Origin of the sequence: Actinomadura spongiicola, assembly GCF_003432485.1 — a bacterium.
GTDB lineage: Bacteria > Actinomycetota > Actinomycetes > Streptosporangiales > Streptosporangiaceae > Spirillospora > Spirillospora spongiicola.
Genome location: NZ_QVNQ01000004.1, coordinates 511658 through 528822, shown reverse-complemented (window position 1 = coordinate 528822; position 17165 = coordinate 511658). Strand labels below are relative to the sequence as shown.

16 protein-coding genes are annotated in these 17165 nt (G+C 72.0%); 5 read left to right on the top strand and 11 right to left on the bottom strand.

What is annotated here, in order from left to right; translation table 11 throughout:
- The 7 genes from D0T12_RS15125 to D0T12_RS15095 form a co-directional block, all read right to left on the bottom strand.
- A complete protein-coding gene (locus D0T12_RS15125) occupies positions 1-666 on the bottom strand; it encodes a response regulator (RefSeq protein ID WP_117400189.1) in 666 nt (221 codons plus the stop codon).
- On the bottom strand, positions 663-3203 hold the full coding sequence (locus D0T12_RS15120; RefSeq protein ID WP_117400450.1) for a sensor histidine kinase: 2541 nt from the start codon (positions 3201-3203) through the stop codon (positions 663-665). Before D0T12_RS15120 ends, D0T12_RS15125 begins: the two co-directional genes overlap by 4 nt.
- A gap of 13 nt (positions 3204-3216) precedes the next feature.
- Positions 3217-4035, bottom strand: a complete 819-nt coding sequence (locus tag D0T12_RS15115; protein WP_117400188.1) for a potassium-transporting ATPase subunit C — start codon at positions 4033-4035, stop codon at positions 3217-3219.
- Positions 4035-6086 carry a potassium-transporting ATPase subunit KdpB gene (kdpB, locus tag D0T12_RS15110; RefSeq protein WP_117400187.1) on the bottom strand — a complete coding sequence of 684 codons (2052 nt, stop codon included), beginning with the start codon at positions 6084-6086 and terminating at the stop codon, positions 4035-4037. Before kdpB ends, D0T12_RS15115 begins: the two co-directional genes overlap by 1 nt.
- Positions 6086-7747 carry a potassium-transporting ATPase subunit KdpA gene (kdpA, locus tag D0T12_RS15105; protein WP_117400186.1) on the bottom strand — a complete coding sequence of 554 codons (1662 nt, stop codon included), beginning with the start codon at positions 7745-7747 and terminating at the stop codon, positions 6086-6088. Before kdpA ends, kdpB begins: the two co-directional genes overlap by 1 nt.
- Positions 7747-7836, bottom strand: coding sequence for a K(+)-transporting ATPase subunit F (kdpF, locus tag D0T12_RS15100; RefSeq protein ID WP_117400185.1), 90 nt, complete (start codon positions 7834-7836; stop codon positions 7747-7749). The genes kdpA and kdpF overlap by 1 nt, the downstream gene beginning before the upstream one ends.
- 164 nt (positions 7837-8000) lie before the next feature.
- Positions 8001-8597, bottom strand: coding sequence for a TetR/AcrR family transcriptional regulator (locus tag D0T12_RS15095; RefSeq protein WP_117400184.1), 597 nt, complete (start codon positions 8595-8597; stop codon positions 8001-8003).
- A 20-nt stretch (positions 8598-8617) separates the two neighbouring features.
- Between D0T12_RS15095 and D0T12_RS15090 the strand changes: the two genes are divergently transcribed.
- On the top strand, positions 8618-9625 hold the full coding sequence (locus D0T12_RS15090; protein ID WP_407642088.1) for an NAD(P)-dependent oxidoreductase: 1008 nt from the start codon (positions 8618-8620) through the stop codon (positions 9623-9625).
- On the opposite strand, the gene D0T12_RS15085 is transcribed toward D0T12_RS15090, so the two are convergent.
- Positions 9576-10376 (bottom strand): LOG family protein, encoded by an 801-nt coding sequence (locus D0T12_RS15085; RefSeq protein WP_117400182.1) that lies wholly within the window; start codon positions 10374-10376, stop codon positions 9576-9578. The two genes, D0T12_RS15090 and D0T12_RS15085, sit on opposite strands and share 50 nt — an antisense overlap.
- Complete coding sequence (gene dapE / locus D0T12_RS15080; RefSeq protein ID WP_117400181.1) at positions 10373-11449, bottom strand: succinyl-diaminopimelate desuccinylase; 1077 nt, start codon at positions 11447-11449, stop codon at positions 10373-10375. The genes D0T12_RS15085 and dapE overlap by 4 nt, the downstream gene beginning before the upstream one ends.
- Positions 11450-11472: 23 nt before the next feature.
- On the opposite strand from dapE, the gene D0T12_RS15075 reads away from it, so the two are divergent.
- Positions 11473-12156 (top strand): 4'-phosphopantetheinyl transferase family protein, encoded by a 684-nt coding sequence (locus D0T12_RS15075; RefSeq protein ID WP_147339520.1) that lies wholly within the window; start codon positions 11473-11475, stop codon positions 12154-12156.
- Here the strand turns inward: D0T12_RS15075 and D0T12_RS15070 are convergent.
- Positions 12146-12982 (bottom strand): 2,3,4,5-tetrahydropyridine-2,6-dicarboxylate N-succinyltransferase, encoded by an 837-nt coding sequence (locus D0T12_RS15070; RefSeq protein WP_117400179.1) that lies wholly within the window; start codon positions 12980-12982, stop codon positions 12146-12148. The genes D0T12_RS15075 and D0T12_RS15070 overlap by 11 nt on opposite strands.
- 44 nt (positions 12983-13026) lie before the next feature.
- Between D0T12_RS15070 and D0T12_RS15065 the strand changes: the two genes are divergently transcribed.
- Positions 13027-13941, top strand: a complete 915-nt coding sequence (locus D0T12_RS15065; protein WP_233526069.1) for a hypothetical protein — start codon at positions 13027-13029, stop codon at positions 13939-13941.
- A gap of 100 nt (positions 13942-14041) precedes the next feature.
- The gene (locus D0T12_RS15060) at positions 14042-14488 is read left to right on the top strand and encodes a hypothetical protein (RefSeq protein ID WP_147339519.1); all 447 of its coding nucleotides are present in this window, start codon (positions 14042-14044) and stop codon (positions 14486-14488) included.
- Between the two features lie 3 nt (positions 14489-14491).
- On the opposite strand, the gene D0T12_RS15055 is transcribed toward D0T12_RS15060, so the two are convergent.
- The gene (locus D0T12_RS15055; RefSeq protein WP_267900403.1) at positions 14492-16021 is read right to left on the bottom strand and encodes an MFS transporter; all 1530 of its coding nucleotides are present in this window, start codon (positions 16019-16021) and stop codon (positions 14492-14494) included.
- A 97-nt stretch (positions 16022-16118) separates the two neighbouring features.
- Here D0T12_RS15055 and sigJ point away from each other — a divergent pair, with 97 nt between their 5' ends.
- Entirely contained in the window at positions 16119-17018 is a 900-nt protein-coding gene (gene sigJ / locus D0T12_RS15050) for an RNA polymerase sigma factor SigJ (protein WP_117400176.1), read from the top strand.
- Positions 17019-17165: the final 147 nt, after the last annotated feature.

The window sequence follows — 17165 nt, the reverse complement described above, 5'->3', positions numbered from 1 at the left end:
TCAGGGCTGGAAGCGGTACCCCATGCCGGGCTCGGTGAGGAGGTGCCGTGGGTGCGCGGGATCGGATTCGAGCTTGCGGCGGAGCTGCGCCATGTACTGCCGCAGATAGTGCGTCTCGCGCCGGTAGGAAGGCCCCCAGACGGTCGTGAGGAGGTGCTGCTGGCTGATGAGCTTGCCGGGGTTGCGGAGCAGCTCCTCCAGCAGGCGCCATTCGGTGGGGGTCAGGTGCACGCCGCCGCCTACCCTCTTGTCGACCAGGTCGACGGTGTGCTCCCCGACGTCCACCCGCCGGACCTCGTCCACCACGGACACGCGGCGGGTCACCGCGCGGATGCGGGCGACGAGTTCCTCGATGTCGAACGGTTTGGTGACGTAGTCGTCGGCGCCCGCCTCCAGCGCCTCCACCTTGTCCTGGCTGCCCGCCCGCCCGGACAGGACGATGATGGGGACCCGTGTCCAGCCGCGCAGGCCGTGGATGACGTCCACGCCGGGGATGTCGGGCAGCCCCAGGTCCAGAACGACCAGGTCGGGCGGTGCGGCCCCGGCCCGGCGCAGCGCCGTGGTCCCGTCGGCGGCGACCTCCACGTCGTAGTCGCGGGCGCGCAGGTTGATGCGCAGGGCGCGCAGAAGCTGCGGTTCGTCGTCGACGACCAGGACCCTCGTCATGGCGCCATCGCCTCCCTTCCGTGGACGGGCAGCGCGACGATCATCGTGAGGCCGCCGCCGGGGGTGTCCTCCGGCACGAGCTCGCCGCCCATCGCCTCGGTGAGCCCGCGGGCGAGCGCCAGGCCGAGCCCGACGCCGCTGTGGTTGTCGCCGTCGCCGAGCCGCTGGAACGGCAAGAAGATCCGCTGCCGGTCGCCGGGCCGGACGCCGGGGCCGCGGTCGGCGATCCGCAGCTCGAGCCGGTCCTGGATGGCGCCCGCGGTGACGAGCACCGGCGTGCCGGGCGGGCTGTGCCGCAGCGCGTTCGCGATCAGGTTGACCAGGACGCGTTCCAACAGGGCCGGGTCGGCCGTCACCTCCGGCAGCGCCGGATCGAGCCGGACGGTCACCTCGCCGCCGGCCGCTCCGGCGTCGTCGAGGGCGCGCGGCATGATCTCGTCCAGGGCGAGCGGCTGCGCGGCGATGCCGAGGACGCCCGCCTGAAGGCGGCTCATGTCGAGCAGGTTGGCGACGAGCCGGTCGAGCCGGTCGAGGGACTGGCGGGCGGTGTCGAGCAGTTCGGCACGCTCGTCCGGCGTCCACGCGACCGACGTGGTGGCAAGGCTGTCCACGGCGGCCTTCGCCGAGGCCAGCGGCGTGCGCAGGTCGTGGCTGACGGCGTTGAGGAGGGCGGTGCGCATCCGGTCGGCCGCCTCCAACGGCCGGGCCCGTTCCGCCTCCGCCTCCAGCCGCTGCTGCCGGAGGGCGCCCGCGGCCTGGACGGCGAACGCCTCAAGCACGCGCCGGTCGCCGGCCCGGAGCGGACGGCCGCGGATCGCGAGGGTCAGGCCGTCCCCGGCCGGGATCTCGCCGTCGCCCTCGCTCGGCGCGGTGCAGGGACGACCGCCGACGGCCGCGACGATCCGCCAGTCGGCGGGCGCTCCGCTCTCCGAACCGGCCCGCTCCAGCAGGGTGACGGACGTCAGGCCGAATGTTTCCCGCATCCGTTCGAGCAGGGTGTCCAGGGCCCGCTCACCGCGTAGGACGTTCCCGGCGAGCGTGGACAGCAGACCGGCCTCGCCGCCGAGCCTGGCGGCCTCCCGCGACCGCCGCGCCGCACCGTCGACGACCGCGCTGACGCCGACGGCGACCAGCACGAACACCGCGAGCGCGATGAGGTTCTCCTGCCCGGCGACGGCGAAGCGGTGCAGCGGCGGCGTGAAGTACCAGTTGAGCAGCAGGAACCCGGCCACCGCCGTGAACAGCGCGGGCCACATCCCGCCGATCAGCGCGACCCCGACGACCGCCGCGAGGTAGAACAGGATGTCGGACGGCAGCGACAGCGTCGGCCGCGCCTGCGTCAGCCCGAACGTCAGCAGCGGCAGCCCGCCCGCGGCGACCGCGAAACCGGCGACACGCCGCCCCGCGGACAGGCCCCGATCGCGCCCCGGCCCGCCGATGCGACCCCGAGCCTGGTCGTGCGTGACCATGTGGACGTCGATCGTCCCCGACAGCGCGGTCGTGGTCACGCCGATCCCGGGCCGCAGGAGCTGCGCGAGCCTGCCCCGCCGGGACACGCCGAGGACGAGCTGGGTCGCGTTGACGCCGCGGGCGAAGTCGAGGAGGGCGCGGGGGATGTCGTCGCCGACGACCTGGTGGAAGGTGCCGCCGAGCCCCTCCACAATCTCCCGCTGCCGGGCCAGGTCGCGGGCCTGTGTCCCGCCGCCGGTGCCGCGCAGCGCGTCGCCACGTGTCACGTGCACGGCGAGCAGGTCGGCGCCTCTGGACCGGGCGGCGATCCGGGTGGCACGACGCAGCAGCGTCTCGCCCTCGGGCCCGCCGGTGAGCGCGACGACGATCCGTTCCCGCGCCTCCCACGTGCCGCCGATGCCATGGTCGGCGCGGTACCGGTCGAGCTGCTCGTCGACCTTGCCCGCGAGCCACAGCAGTGCCAGCTCCCGCAGCGCCGTGAGGTTCCCGACGCGGAAGTAGTTGGAGAGCGCGGCGTCGACCCGCTCGGGCGGGTAGACGTTGCCGTGCGCCATGCGACGGCGCAGCGCTTCCGGCGCCATGTCGACCAGCTCGACCTGCCCGGCGCCGCGGACGACCTCGTCCGGGACGGTCTCGCGCTGCGGCACGCCTGTGATCTTCTCTACGACATCGTTGACGGACTCCAGATGCTGGACGTTCACGGTCGAGATGACGTCGATGCCCGCGTCGAGGATGTCCGCGACGTCCCGCCAGCGCTTGCCGTGCCTGCTGCCGGGGGCGTTGGTGTGCGCGAGCTCGTCCACCAGCACCACGTCGGGGGCGCGGCGCAGCACGGCGGGCACGTCGAGTTCGGTGAACTCGGCGCCGCGGTGCGTCAGCGTCGCGCGGGGCAGGACCTCCATGCCGTCGAGGAGGGCGGCGGTGCGGGGCCTGCCGTGCGTCTCGACGAGACCGACGACCACGTCGGTGCCGCGTTCCGACCGGCGCCGCCCCTCCGCCAGCATGGCGTAGGTCTTCCCCACGCCCGGGGCGGCGCCCAGGTAGATGCGGAGTCGCCCCCTGGCCATGGCGTCCATTCTCTCAGCCCCGCCGGGGAGCGGCCCTGTCCAGGGCGATGTTCAGCCGCAGCACGTTCACCACGGGCTCCCCCATGAAGCCGAGGGCGCGGCCGGTGGTCTCCTCGTCGATGAGCGCCCGGACGGCGCCGACCGGGACGCCGCGCGCCGCCGCGACGCGCCGGGCCTGGAGTTCGGCGTAGGCGACGGAGATGTGCGGGTCGAGGCCGGAGCCGCTCGCGGTGACCGCGTCGGCCGGAACGGCCGGGTCGGCGGGCGCGGCGCCCCGGACCGGCACGATCCGCCCGGCGCGCGGGTCCTGGCCCGGCGTGGCGCACTCAACCTTCACGCCCCTGTACTCGGCGACGAACGGGGCGGCCGGGCAGGGCTCGTTGACGCTGGTCACCCTGTCCGGGCGGACGGACAGGACGGCGCCGACCCCGCTACCGGTGCAGTACGGGCGGGACCCGTCGACGCCCTCCAGTTCCCCGACGGCCCTGCTGCGGGCGCAGACCGTGCTGAGCAGGCTCGGCTCGCCGTCCCGGTCGACGATGTCCTCGGGCCCGAGGTTGCTCGCCGACGTCGCGGTCGGGTCGTAGCCGTCACCGGCGGCGGACGGGCGGCTCTGGAAGTACCTCCGGAGCGGCCTGCCGTCCGCGTCGCTGAACGACTGGCCGATCAGTTCGCTGCCGACCCCTCGGCCGTTGACGCTGACAGGGGAACCGTTCGCGTGGTCTTTCAGGCCGGGCACCTGCGCGACGGCGGTCACGGCCAGCGGGTAGAGGACGCCGCAGACGGCGGTGAGGACGAGCACCGCGCGCAGCGCCGCGAGCAAGGGTTTCATCACTGCATCCCCGGAACGAGCTGGACGACAAGGTCGATGATCTTGATTCCGGCGAACGGGGCGACGACGCCGCCGACCCCGTACACCAGCAGGTTGCGGTTGAGCAGCCGGGACGCCGAGCTCGGCCGGTACCGGACCCCGCGCAGCGCCAGCGGGATCAGCGCCACGATGATCAGCGCGTTGAACACGACGGCCGACAGGATCGCCGACTGCGGGCTGGACAGCCGCATCACGTTCAGCGCGTCCAGGCCCGGGAACAGCGCCACGAACAGGGCCGGGATGATCGCGAAGTACTTGGCGACGTCGTTGGCGATCGAGAACGTCGTCAGCGCGCCGCGGGTGATGAGCAACTGCTTGCCGATCTCCACGATCTCGATGAGCTTGGTCGGGTCGGAGTCCAGGTCGACCATGTTCCCGGCCTCCTTGGCGGCGGACGTGCCGGTGTTCATGGCGACGCCGACGTCGGCCTGCGCGAGGGCGGGCGCGTCGTTGGCGCCGTCCCCCGTCATCGCGACGAGACGGCCGCCGGCCTGCTCGGCCCGGACGAGCGACAGCTTGTCCTCAGGCCTGGCCTCGGCGAGGAAGTCGTCCACCCCGGCCTCGTCCGCGATGGCCTTCGCGGTGAGCCGGTTGTCGCCCGTCACCATGACCGTCCGGATGCCCATGGCGCGCATCCGGTCGAACCGCTCCCGCATGCCCGCCTTGACGGCGTCCTTCAGGTGGACGACGCCCAGCACGCGGACGTCGCCGTTCTCGGCCGCCGCGACGACGAGCGGGGTGCCGCCGGACGCCGAGACGCGGTCGACGACGTCCGCGAGCGCGGACGGCACCTCGCCGCCCTGGCCGCGGACCCAGTCGGTGACCGCGCCCGACGCGCCCTTGCGGAGCCTGCGGCCGTCCACGTCCACGCCCGACATGCGGGTCTGCGCCGTGAACGGCACCCATGCGGCGTGGGTCAACGCTCCCGCGTGCCGTTCCCGCAGCCCGTACGCCTCCTTGGCGTGGACGACGATGGAGCGGCCCTCGGGAGTCTCGTCGGCCAGCGAGGACAACTGTGCCGCGTCCGCCAGCTCCGCGCCGGTCGTCCCGCCGACCGGGATGAACTCCGACGCGCGCCGGTCGCCGAGCGTGATCGTGCCGGTCTTGTCGAGCAGGAGCGTGTCGACGTCCCCAGCGGCCTCGACGGCGCGTCCGGACATCGCGAGCACGTTGCGTTGGACGAGCCGGTCCATGCCCGCGATGCCGATGGCCGACAGCAGCGCCCCGATCGTCGTCGGGATGAGGCATACCACCAGGGAGACCAGCACGAGCCCGGTGACGCCGTGGGACCCGAGCGCGAACCCGCCCTCCACACCCGGGCTGTTCGCCACGGAGTAGATCGCGAGCGGCTGCATGCTCGCGATCGCCACCAGGAAGATGATCGTCAGTGCGGCGAGCAGGATGGTCAGCGCGATCTCGTTCGGGGTCTTCCGCCGGGACGCGCCCTCCACCAACGCGATCATCCGGTCCATGAACGACTCACCGGGACGTTGGGTGATCCTGACGACGATCCGGTCGGACAGCACGCGGGTCCCGCCGGTCACCGCGCTGCGGTCGCCGCCGGACTCGCGGATGACCGGCGCCGACTCGCCGGTGATCGCGGACTCGTCCACGCTGGCGATGCCCTCGATCACGTCCCCGTCGCCGGGGATGACCTGCCCGGCCTCGACGACGACGAGGTCGCCGCGCCGCAGTTCGGCCGCCGCGACGGTCTCCTCTCCCGCGTCCGTCAACCGTCGGGCGGTCGTGGCCTTCCTCGTCCTGCGAAGGGTGTCGGCCTGCGCCTTGCCCCGCCCCTCCGCCACGGCCTCCGCCAGGTTGGCGAAGATCACCGTGAGCCAGAGCCAGGTTGTGATCAGCACCGCGAACGCCGAGGGGTCGAGCACGGCCATGACGGTCGTCCACGCGGCGCCGATCTCGACGACGAACATCACCGGGTTGCGCCACATGAAGCGCGGGTCGAGCTTGCGCAGCGCCGCGGGAGCCGACGCCGGCAGGGTGCTCGTGAGCATCAGTGGATCCCCTCTGCGAGCGGCCCGAGGGCCAGCGCGGGAAAGAACGTCAGGGCGACGAGGATGAGGGTCACGCCCGCGACCATGCCGACGAACTGCGGACGATGCGTCGGCAGCGTGCCCGCCGACGCCGGGACCGGCGTCTGCCGCGCCAGTGACCCGGCGAGCGCCAGCGCCAGCACGATCGGCAGGAACCGGCCGAACGCCATGGCCAGGCCGAGCGCGACGTCGTAGAACGTGGTGGCGACGGTGAGGCCCGCGAACGCGGAGCCGTTGTTGTTGGCCGCCGAGGTGAACGCGTACAGCACCTCCGACAGGCCGTGCGGCCCGGTGTTCAGCATGCTCCCGCGAGGCCCCTCGAACGCCATCGCGATCCCGGTGCCCACCAGGACGATCATGGGGGTGACCAGGAAGTACAGCGACGCCAGCTTGATCTCGCGGGGCCCGATCCGCTTGCCGAGGTACGCGGGCGTCCGGCCGACCATCAGCCCGGCGACGAACACCGTGACGATCGCCAGGATCAACATCCCGTACAGGCCGGATCCGACGCCGCCGGGCGCGACCTCCCCGACCATCATGTTCAGCAGCGTCACCGCGCCGCCGAGGCTGGTGTAGGAGTCGTGGAACGAGTTCACCGCCCCGGTGGACGTCAGCGTGGTCGCCGCCGCGAACGTCGCCGAGTTCGAGACCCCGAACCGCGACTCGGTGCCCTCCGTCGCGGCCGTCACGGACTCGGGGACCGTCCCGTGGTGCGCGAGCTGGGCAGTGTTCAGCAGAGTGACGCTGAGCAGCGCCAGCGTGGCCATCACCGCGACGATCGCGACGCCCTGGCGCCGGTCGCCGACCATCCGCCCGAACGTGCGGGGCAACGAGAACGGGATCAGCAGAATGAGGAGGATCTCGATCCAGTTCGTCCAGCTCGTCGGGTTCTCGAACGGGTGCGCGGAGTTGGCGTTGTAGAAGCCGCCGCCGTTGGTGCCGAGTTCCTTGATGGCCTCCTGCGACGCCACCGGCCCGCCGGTGATCGTCTGCTCGGCTCCGGTCAGCGTGGTGACGGTGTGCGGGTCGGCGAGGTTCTGGATCGCTCCACCGGCTACCAGCGCGACCGCGCCGATCGCCGCGATCGGCAGCAGGACGCGCAGCACGGCACGGGTGAGATCCACCCAGAAGTTGCCGAGCTCGCCGGTCCGGCGCCGGGCGAGGCCCCGGACGAACGCCATCGCGACGGCGATGCCGACGGCGGCGGACACGAAGTTCTGCACCGCGAGCCCGGACATCTGCACCAGGTGGCCCATGGTGCTCTCCCCGGAGTACGCCTGCCAATTCGTGTTCGTGACGAAGCTGATCGCGGTGTTCCACGCGACGTCGGGGTCGACGCCGCCGTATCCGAGGCTGAGCAGCAGACGGCCCTGGAGCCGCTGGAGCCCGTAGAGGGCCAGCACGGACACGACGGAGAACGCCAGCACGCTGCGGGCGTAGCCGCTCCAGACCTGCTCGGCGTCCGGGTCGACGCCGACGATCCGGTAGATCAGCCGCTCCGCCGTCCAGTGGTGGCGGGACGTGAACGTCCGGTGCATGTGGTCGCCCAGCGGAACATGGACGGCGACGAGCACGAGGATGAGGGACCCGACGAAGAGGATCCCGGCCGTCGTCGCCCCCATCAGAACCTCTCCGGGCGGATCAGCACGACGACGAGGAGGACGACCAGTCCGGCCGCGAGCACCAGCCCGACCGCGTTCTCGGCGTTCACAGCCGTCCCGCCCCCTTCACGACGAGGCCGAGCAGCGCGAAGACCGCGAGCGTCAGCACGATGAGCACAAGATCTGCCATGCCCGCAGCGAACACCCGATTTGAACGGATAAGGCCGGTCTTGACGCGTTTCCTACGCTGTTGCCCGCGTTCTTCACGCGTTCCCTACGCATGAGGCTCGGCGCAGGAGTCGAGGTAGGGGGCGAGTTCTCGGGCGACGGTGCGGAGAGGGCGGACGCTCTGTTCCGCCCGCGCCATCAGGATCGCGCCCTCCAGCGAGCTGATCATCAGGGTGGCGAGCGCGTCGGCCTTCCGGGACGGGACGCCCATCGCGGCCAGCTCCCGCGCGACCGGACGGCGCCACGCGGCGAACGCGGCGGCGGACGCGGCGCGCGTCGACTCGACGGTGTCGGCGCAGTCGACCGTCGCCGCCGCGACCGGGCACCCCGTCACGAACCCCTTCGCCTGGAACTCGTCGGTCCACTGGCGCACCATCGCCGCGAACAGCCTGCCCGGCGTCGGCCGGGACATCGCGGACACGAACCGGGCGACGCGTTTGCTCGCGTACCGCCCGGCCCACTCCACAGCCTCGTTGACGAGCTGTTCCTTGCCGCCCGGGAAGTAGTGCTGGAGGGAACCGCGCGGTGCCCCCGCGTGCTCGGCGACGTCCCGCAGCCCGGTCGCGGTGACCCCGTCGCGGCGGATGAGCTGCGCCGCGCTGAACACCATCCGCTCACGCGGCCCCCGCTCGGCCGCCGCCATTACCAAGCTCCGGCTATTGCATCTCTCACCTGGTTCATTATCATGACCGTTGTCATAACTCGCAAGATCGGGCGACGAGTCTGCCGGAGGCGACGATGGGCGCGGACCTCGGATTTCTCGGCCTCGGCGTCATGGGCGGGCCCATGGCGCTCAACCTGGCCCGCGCCGGGGCGGAACTCGTGGTCTGGAACCGCACCGCCGCCAAGAGCGAGGCGCTGCGGGCCGCCGGGGCGGCGGTCGCGGCGAGTCCCGCCGACGTGTGCCGCCGGGCGCGCGTCGTGTTCCTCATGCTGGCCGACGGGCCCGCGATCGACGCGGTGCTGGAGCGCGGCTCACCCCGCTTCGCCGCGAACGTCGCCGGGCGCGTGATCGTCCACATGGGCACGACCTCGCCGGACTACTCCCTGGGCCTCGAAGCCGACGTGCGCGCCGCCGGTGGCCGGTACGTCGAGGCCCCGGTCTCCGGGTCCCGCGGGCCCGCCGAGGAGGGCCGCCTGGTGGGGCTGCTCGCGGGCGACGCGGCGGCCGTGGACGTCGTCCGGCCCCTGCTGGGCCCGATGTGCGCCGAGTCGTTCGAGTGCGGGCCCGTCCCGAACGCGCTGCTGATGAAGCTGGCGGTCAACCTGTACCTGATCACGACGGTGACCGGCCTGGCGGAGGCGTTCCACTTCGCCGCCGGGCACGGCCTCGACGAGCGGCGGCTCCGGGACGTCCTCGACGCGGGCCCGATGGCGAGCACCGTGTCCCGCGCCAAGGGCGCCAAGCTCGTCGCCCGCGACTTCGCCGTCCAGGCGTCGATCACGAACGTTCTCGACAACAACCGCCTGGTCGCCGAGGCCGCCCGTGACCGCGGCGTCGCGTCCCCGCTCCTGGACGTCTGCCACGCCCTCTACCGCGAGACGCTGGCGCTCGGCCACGGCGAGGCGGACATGGCGGCGGTGGTCCACGCGATCGAAGCGCGCACCGCCGCCCCGGCGGTCACTCCCCGGCGGCCTCCCCCGCCTCGGCCGACGCGCGGGCCTCGATGATCTCCTGCTCGGCGCGGGTGTGACCGTCGATGATGATCTGGACGACCTCGTCCGGGTCGTCGGTGAGATGGATCAGGTCGAGGTCGTGCGGCGAGATCTTGGCGCTGGTCAGCATGACCTTCTCGACCCAGTCGAGCAGACCGCCCCAGAACTCGGTGCCGACGAGCACGATCGGAAACCGGGTGATCTTCCTGGTCTGGACGAGGGTGATCGCCTCGAACAGCTCGTCCAGCGTTCCGAACCCGCCGGGCAGCACCACGAACGCCTGGGAGTACTTGACGAACATGGTCTTTCTGACGAAGAAGTAACGGAACTCAAGCCCGATGTCGAGGTAGTCGTTGAGCTTCTGCTCGAACGGCAGCTCGATACCGAGCCCGACGGACAGCCCGCCGTTCTCGTCGCAGCCCTTGTTGGCGGCCTCCATGATCCCGGGACCGCCGCCGGTGATGACGGCGTAACCGGCGTCGTGCAGCCGGGCGCCGATGTCCACGGCGAGTTCGTACTCGTCGGTGCCCGGCTTCGTCCGGGCGCTGCCGAAGACGCTGACGGCCTTCGGCAGCTCGGCCAGCAGGCCGAAGCCCTCGACGAACTCCGCCTGGATGCGCAGCACCCGCCACGGGTCGGCGTGCACCCAGTCGGCGGGGCCGCGGCTGTCGAGAAGCCGCTGGTCGGTGGTGGTCGGCGGGACGGCCCGCCCCCGCAGCACGGCCGGTCCCTGCCGGCGCGAGCGGGAGTTCACTTCCGATGTCATGGGGCCACGGTAGTCGGAGCCTCCAGCCACGCGCGCAGGCGTTGCTCACACTCGGCGATGAGAGGGATCTCGACGTGTTCGTCCTTCGTGTGCGCGAGGGTGGGCTCGCCGGGACCGTAGTTGACGGCGGGGACGCCGATCTCCGCGAAGCGGGCCACGTCCGTCCAGCCGAGTTTCGCGCGGACGTCGGCGCCGCTCGCCGCGACGAACGCGGCCGCCGCCGGGTGCGTCAGCCCGGGTCGGGCCGCGGCGGCGCTGTCGGTGATCGTCACCTGGAAGCCGTCGAAGATTCCCCGAACGTACGCCTCGGCCTCCTCAACGGACTTGTCGGGAGCAAACCGGTAGTTCACGGTCACGACGCATTCGTCGGGGATGACGTTCCCCGCGACGCCGCCGCCGATGAACACGGCGTTCAGGCCCTCGTGGTACTCCAGGCCGTCCACGACCGGACGGGTCGGCTCGTACGCGCGGAGCACGTCCAGGATCCGCCCGGCGGTGTGGATCGCGTTGGAGCCCATCCACGCCCGCGCGCTGTGCGCCCGCTCCCCCGTCGCCGTGACCTCGGCGCGCAGCGTGCCCTGGCAGCCGCCCTCGATCAGCCCGCCGGTCGGCTCCATCAGCACCGCGAAGTCGCCCGCGATCAGCTCGGGACGGTCCGCCGCGAGCCGCCGCAGCCCGTTCCGCTCGGCCTCGATCTCCTCGCAGTCGTAGAACACGTACGTGAGGTCGCGGGTCGGCTCGGGGACGGTCGCGGCGAGGCGCAGCGCGACCGCGACGCCGCTCTTCATGTCCGTCGTCCCGCATCCGTAGAGCCGGTCGCCGACCACCCGCGACGGAAGGTTCCCGTTCAGCGGAACCGTGTCGAGATGCCCGGCGAGCACGACCCGTTCGGGGCGTCCGAGGTCGGTGCGGGCGACGACGCTGTTCCCGGCGCGCTCCACCATGAGGTGCGGCAACGCGCGCAGCGCCTCCTCCACGGCGTCGGCGAGGGCCTCCTCCGCGCCGCTCACCGACTCCATGTCGACGATGGCCGCCGTGAGGTCCACCACGTCCGAGATCAGATCCAGGCCCATGCTCAAGTCCTATCATCGCGAGCGTGGACCTGCCTGTGCTGGAGTGCGCCGTCCACTGGGCGCGCCCCACCGACACCCCCGACATGCGCGCCCTGCTGACCGACGAGGAGCGCGACCGCTACGACCGTTTCCTCCGCCCCGCCGACAAGGCCCGTTTCGTCACCGGACGGTTCCTGGCCCGCACCGCCCTCGCCGAGGCCACCGGACTCGACGCGGCGACCATCCGGTTCACCACCGACTGCCCGCACTGCGGCGGAACGCACGGCAAGCCCCGCGTGCTCGGCTCCGGCGTGGACTTCTCGCTCTCCCACTCCGGCGACCGCGTCGTCGTCGTCCTCGCCGAGGGCGTCGAGGTCGGGGTGGACGTGGAGCAGGAGAACGACCGTGACGTCGACCGGCTCGCCGAGGCGGTCCTCGCCGTCCCGGAACGCGCGGCGCTCGCCGCCATGGACGACCGCCGCCGCGGCTTCCACCGCTACTGGACCCGCAAGGAGGCCCTGCTGAAGGCGACGGGCCACGGCCTGGCCGCGCCCATGACCGCGATCCACGTGTCGGCGCCCGGCGAGCCCGCCGAGGTCGTCGCGTGGGACGGCGAGGCGGCGGTCTCGCCCGTCCGCCTCGCCGACCTGGACCCGGGGCCCGGCTACGCCGCCGCGGTCGCCGCGCTCACCGACCGTCCCCTCAAGATCACCGAACTCAGGTGTTGACGCCGTGGTCCCGCAGGATCTCGTTGAGGGACGCCTTGTCGTGCCGCCGTCCCTCGTCCAGCCGCTTGAGGATCAGCACCGCCGGTAGCCCGAACGTGCCGCCCGCGAACTCCTTCTGCCGGGTGCCGCCGACGGCGACGCACCAGTCGGGAATGCGGCCGCGGCTGATCTCCTCACCCGTCTCCACATCGATGACCGGCATGGACGCCGACAGGTTCGTGCCGGACCCGACCACGGCGCCGCGCCCCACCCGGGCGCCCTCCACGATCATCGACCGGCTGCCGATCATCGCCTCGTCCTCGATGATCACCGGCTTGGCGTTGGGCGGCTCCAGCACGCCGCCGATCCCGACACCCCCGGACAAGTGCACGTTCTTGCCGATCTGCGCGCACGACCCCACGGTCGCCCACGTGTCGACCATCGTCCCCGAGTCGACATGGGCGCCGATGTTGGTGAACGACGGCATCAACACCACGCCCGGCGCGAGATGAGCGCCCCACCGGGCGATCGCGCCGGGGACGACGCGCACGCCGTCCAGCCGCGTCTTCAACGGGATGCGGTCGTGGTACTGGAAGTCGCCGACCTGTGAGCGCACCATGCCGAGCACCTTGAAGCTCAGGAGGATCGCCCGCTTGGCCCGCTCGTCGACGACGACCTCGTCGGTGCCGGGGTCGACATGGGCGACCCGGGCCTCCCCGGAGTCGAGCTGGTCGACGGCGGCGACGATGGCGGTTTTGGCGTCGCCGTCGTCCGGGGTGAGCTCGGCGCGCCGCTCCCACAGCTCGTCGATGACACCGGAGATCGGGCTGGTGAACGTATCGGTCATGGCCACTGAGCTTACTGGTGGCCCGTTCCCGGTACCGTCTTCGCGTGGCTGTTTGGGCGAGGATGAAGACGCCGCCGCACGAGGGGCCGGACGGTGGCGGGCACCGGGGGCGGCGCTGGATCGCGGTCGTGGTCATCGTGGTGGCGCTGATCGGTGTGGGCGTCTACACGCTGTTCCAGAAGGCCCGTCCCTATCTGCACGGCACCGGCTGCGAGGTGACGACCCGCGCCGGCAAGATGCCGCTCGACCTTGAACAGGCCGCCAACGCCGCCACGATCGCCGCGGTCGCGCTCCGCAAACGGCTTCCCGAGCGGGCCGCGGTGATCGCCTACGCGACCGCGATCCAGGAGTCCCACATCCGCAACCTGCCGGGCGGCGACCGCGACTCGGTCGGCATGTTCCAGCAGCGCCCCTCCCAGGGCTGGGGCGAACCGCATGTGCTCCGCGACCCCGTCGCGTCCACCACGAAGTTCTTCAACGCGCTGGTCAAGGTGAAGGGCTACCTCGACCGTGACCTGCACGACGCGGCGCAGCGCGTGCAGCGCAGCGCCGACGGCCGCGCCTACGCCCGCCACGAGGACGACGGCACCGTCCTCGCCGCCGCGTTCACCGGACGCGAGGCCGCCGCCGCGCGCTGCTGGTACCCGCCCGGCAAGCGGACCGAGTCCCGGCGCCCGGAGGCGCTGCGGGAGATGCGCCGCACCTTCGGCGACGACCTCCGAATCGGCGGCCCCGCCCCCTTCAAGGCCGGCGCCGCCCCCCGCCCCGAATCCTGGAACGCGGTGAAGGTCGCCAACCCCCGAGAGGGCTGGACGGTCGCCGCGTGGGCGGTGACGCACGCCCAGGCCTACGGCCTCACCGAGGTCCGCCACGCGGGCCGCCACTGGCACGCCGACGCCGGCCACGACGGCTGGACCGACGACCCCGCCGCCCCCACCCACACCGTCATCATCCAGTGAGAAGCGGCACTTGACGATCAACCGCACGGATCAGCCGATTACTCACGACCAAAAGCAAATTCGTCTTGTCTGTTAAGTTTCGCCATGATTCGTGGGCTCGGTGGACTTCGTCGCCTCAAAAGGTGATCATGTTGGGGACCGTACCGGCGAAAAGGCGGCTCCCATGACGCGGATGTTGAGATTTCTTGTGCTCGTCGCCTCCGTGGCCGCCGCGTCGGCCGCGCTCCCCGTCGCCGGCGCCTCGGCCTCGGCCTCCGGAAACCCGCCGGGCTGCACGCCCCGTTGGCAGTGCGGCTGGAGCGGGCCGAACTTCACCGGTGAGGTGGTGAGGTTCAGCCCGCTCGATATCGATGGATGCTTGAACGCTCCGTTCCCGTTCCTTTCGGTGGGCAACGCCTGGGGTACTGAGGGCCGCGCCGGGATCCCGATCGTCATGTACGTGTACTCGGAGCGGGACTGCCGGGGTGAGACGGTCGCCAAGGTTTCGGCGCGACGGTTCCTGCCTTCGCTTCCGGCCCCTGGCCTCAGTGCTTCCATCGTCGTCTGACGGTCAGGTGGCGGACACCTGCTCGGGGCGGGGCTCCAGCTGGACGTCGGTGGCCTCGCCGTGGGTGTTGGCGGAGCGGAGCGCGACGACGGCGGCGGCCGCGAGGAAGATGCTGCACACCAGCAGGGCCCGCGCGAATCCCGAGGTCATGGCCTCGGCCATGGGCTTGCCGTCGGCGAGCAGCGACTCGGTGTGGGACGTGGCCACCGCCGAGAAGATCGCCAGGCCGAGCGCGCCGCCGATCTGCTGGGACGCGTTGAGCAGCGCGGCGGCGAGACCGGCCTTGTCCGCGGGGACGTTCGCGTTGGCCGCGGTGGTGATGGAGACGAACGCCATCCCGAGGCCGAACGAGGTGACCATGAGGCCCGGCAGCAGGTCGGTCAGGTACGCGCCGTCCACGGGGATGCGGGACAGCCAGTAGATCCCCGCGCCCGTCACCAGCAGGCTCACGACGATCAGCGGGCGGGTGCCGGCGCGGGCGACGAGTCGCGGGGTGATCCCGGCGGCGACGCCGACGCCGACGCACAGCGGCAGGTAGGCCACGCCGGTCTTCATCGGGGAGTAGCCGAGGATGTTCACCATGTAGAGGCTGAGGAAGAAGAACATCGAGATGAGCCCGGCGACCGCGACGAGGCAGGCGACGTTGGTGATGCCGAGCCCACGCACCCGGAAGATCGACAGCGGGAGCAGCGGGTCGCGGTGGCGTTGCTCGTTGACGGTGAACGCGGTCAGCAGCACGACGGTCCCGGCGAGGCCGCCGATGGTGCGGGCCGCGTCCCAACCGACCTCCGGGGCCTTCACCAGGGTGAAGACGAGCAGCAGCATGCCGGAGGTGACGAGGATCGTCCCGCCGATGTCGAAGCGGGACAGGTCCGCGGACCGGCGGTCGTCGTCCACCAGCAGGAACAGCCCGATGATCACTATGACGCAGACGGGCGCGTTGACGAGCATCACCCAGCGCCAGTCGAGCGTTTCGGTGAGCACGCCGCCGAGGAGGACGCCGGCGGCGCTGGCGGCGCCCGCGACACCTCCCCACACGCCGAGGGCCTTGGCGCGGTCGCCGCCCTCCTTGAACGTGGTCGTCAGGATCGACAGCGTTCCGGGCAGCATCAGCGCCGCACCGGCGCCCTGCGCGAGCCGCGCCCCGACCAGCATCCCCGAGTTGACGGCCAGCCCGCCGACCAGGGACGACAGCGAGAACAGGATCGTCCCGGCCAGGACGACGCGGCGGCGGCCGAGCAGGTCGGCGAGGCGTCCGCCGAGGAGCATGAACCCGCCGTAGGTGAGCAGGTACCCGCTCGGGACCCACTGGAGGTCCTGGACGGAGAAGTCCAGGTCCCGCCGGATCGCGGGCAGCGCCACGTTCACGATCGAGGCGTCGATGAAGTCGAGGAACGCGATGGCGCACAGCAGCGTCAGCGTCAGCTTGCCGCGCCCGGTCGCGAGGAAGGACGGGCGAGTGTCCGTCATGGGTACCTCCGTGTTCGTGCTTGTCGCCCTCCTTGAGCGGATTCGGCACCGCGAATGTGACACGACCGGCGGATGATGAGCTTCACATCACATTTCGGCTGGGGATGTCACATTCCGGGTGGCGGGCGGCTCTCGGGGGTGAGCGCACTGGAGGTCAGCCATGCCGGACCGCATCACCGAGGACGTCGCCACACGCGCGTACGCCGATCATCGGGAGCTGCTGTTCTCGGTCGTGTACAACCTGCTCGGCAGCGTCGCCGACACCGAGGACGTCCTGCAGGACACGTGGCTGTCGTGGACGGCCAGGCACGCCGCGGACGGCGCGGACGGCATCGAGAACCCCCGCGCCTACCTGGTGCGGATCGCGGTGAACACCGCCCTCGCCCGGCAGGCCGACATCAGCCGCCGCCGCGAGACGTACCTCGGGCCGTGGCTGCCCGAACCGCTGGTGAGCCAGCCGGACGCGGGCGTGTCCGCCGAGCGGACCGAGGCGGTCTCGATGGCGCTGCTGGTGGTGCTGGAGACGTTGACGCCGCTGGAACGGGCCGTGTTCGTGCTGCGGGAGGTCTTCGGCTACGCGCACACCGAGATCGCGACGATCCTCGACCGGAGCCCGTCCGCGGTGCGGCAGCTCGCGCACCGGGCGCGCGAGCACGTCCACGCGCGGCGCCCCCGCTGCCAGGCGGATCCGAAGGTGCAGCGGCAGGTCACGGAGCGGTTCCTCAAGGCGGCCCTGGGCGGCGACCTCGCCGGGCTGCTGGAGCTGATGGCGCCGGACGTGACGCTGTGGCGGGACGCCGGCGGCGCGCGGGGCCCGCTGCGTCCCGTGCACGGTCGCGACAGGGTGGCGCGCGTCATCAGCGCCACCGCGCGGCGGGAGGACGCCGAGCGGCTCGACGTCCGATACCGCACGGTCAACGGCGACCCGTCCGCGGTGCTGTTCGACGCGGACGCGCCGTTCGCGGTCATGGTCCTGGACCTCGCGCCGGACGATGAGCGCGTCCGCGGCATCTATGCGGTGGCGAACCCCGCCAAGCTCTCCCACATCGAAGAGAAATAAGCTACTTTGTTGGTAGGGATAGTTCCCCGGGTGAGGCGACCGGGTCCGGTGTGGGTGGCATCGGACCCGGTGCCACCCCCGTACGCAGGGGATTTCGTGCATGACGGCCCGCTGCGGGGGAAGACGGGACCCCATGGACATACCCCG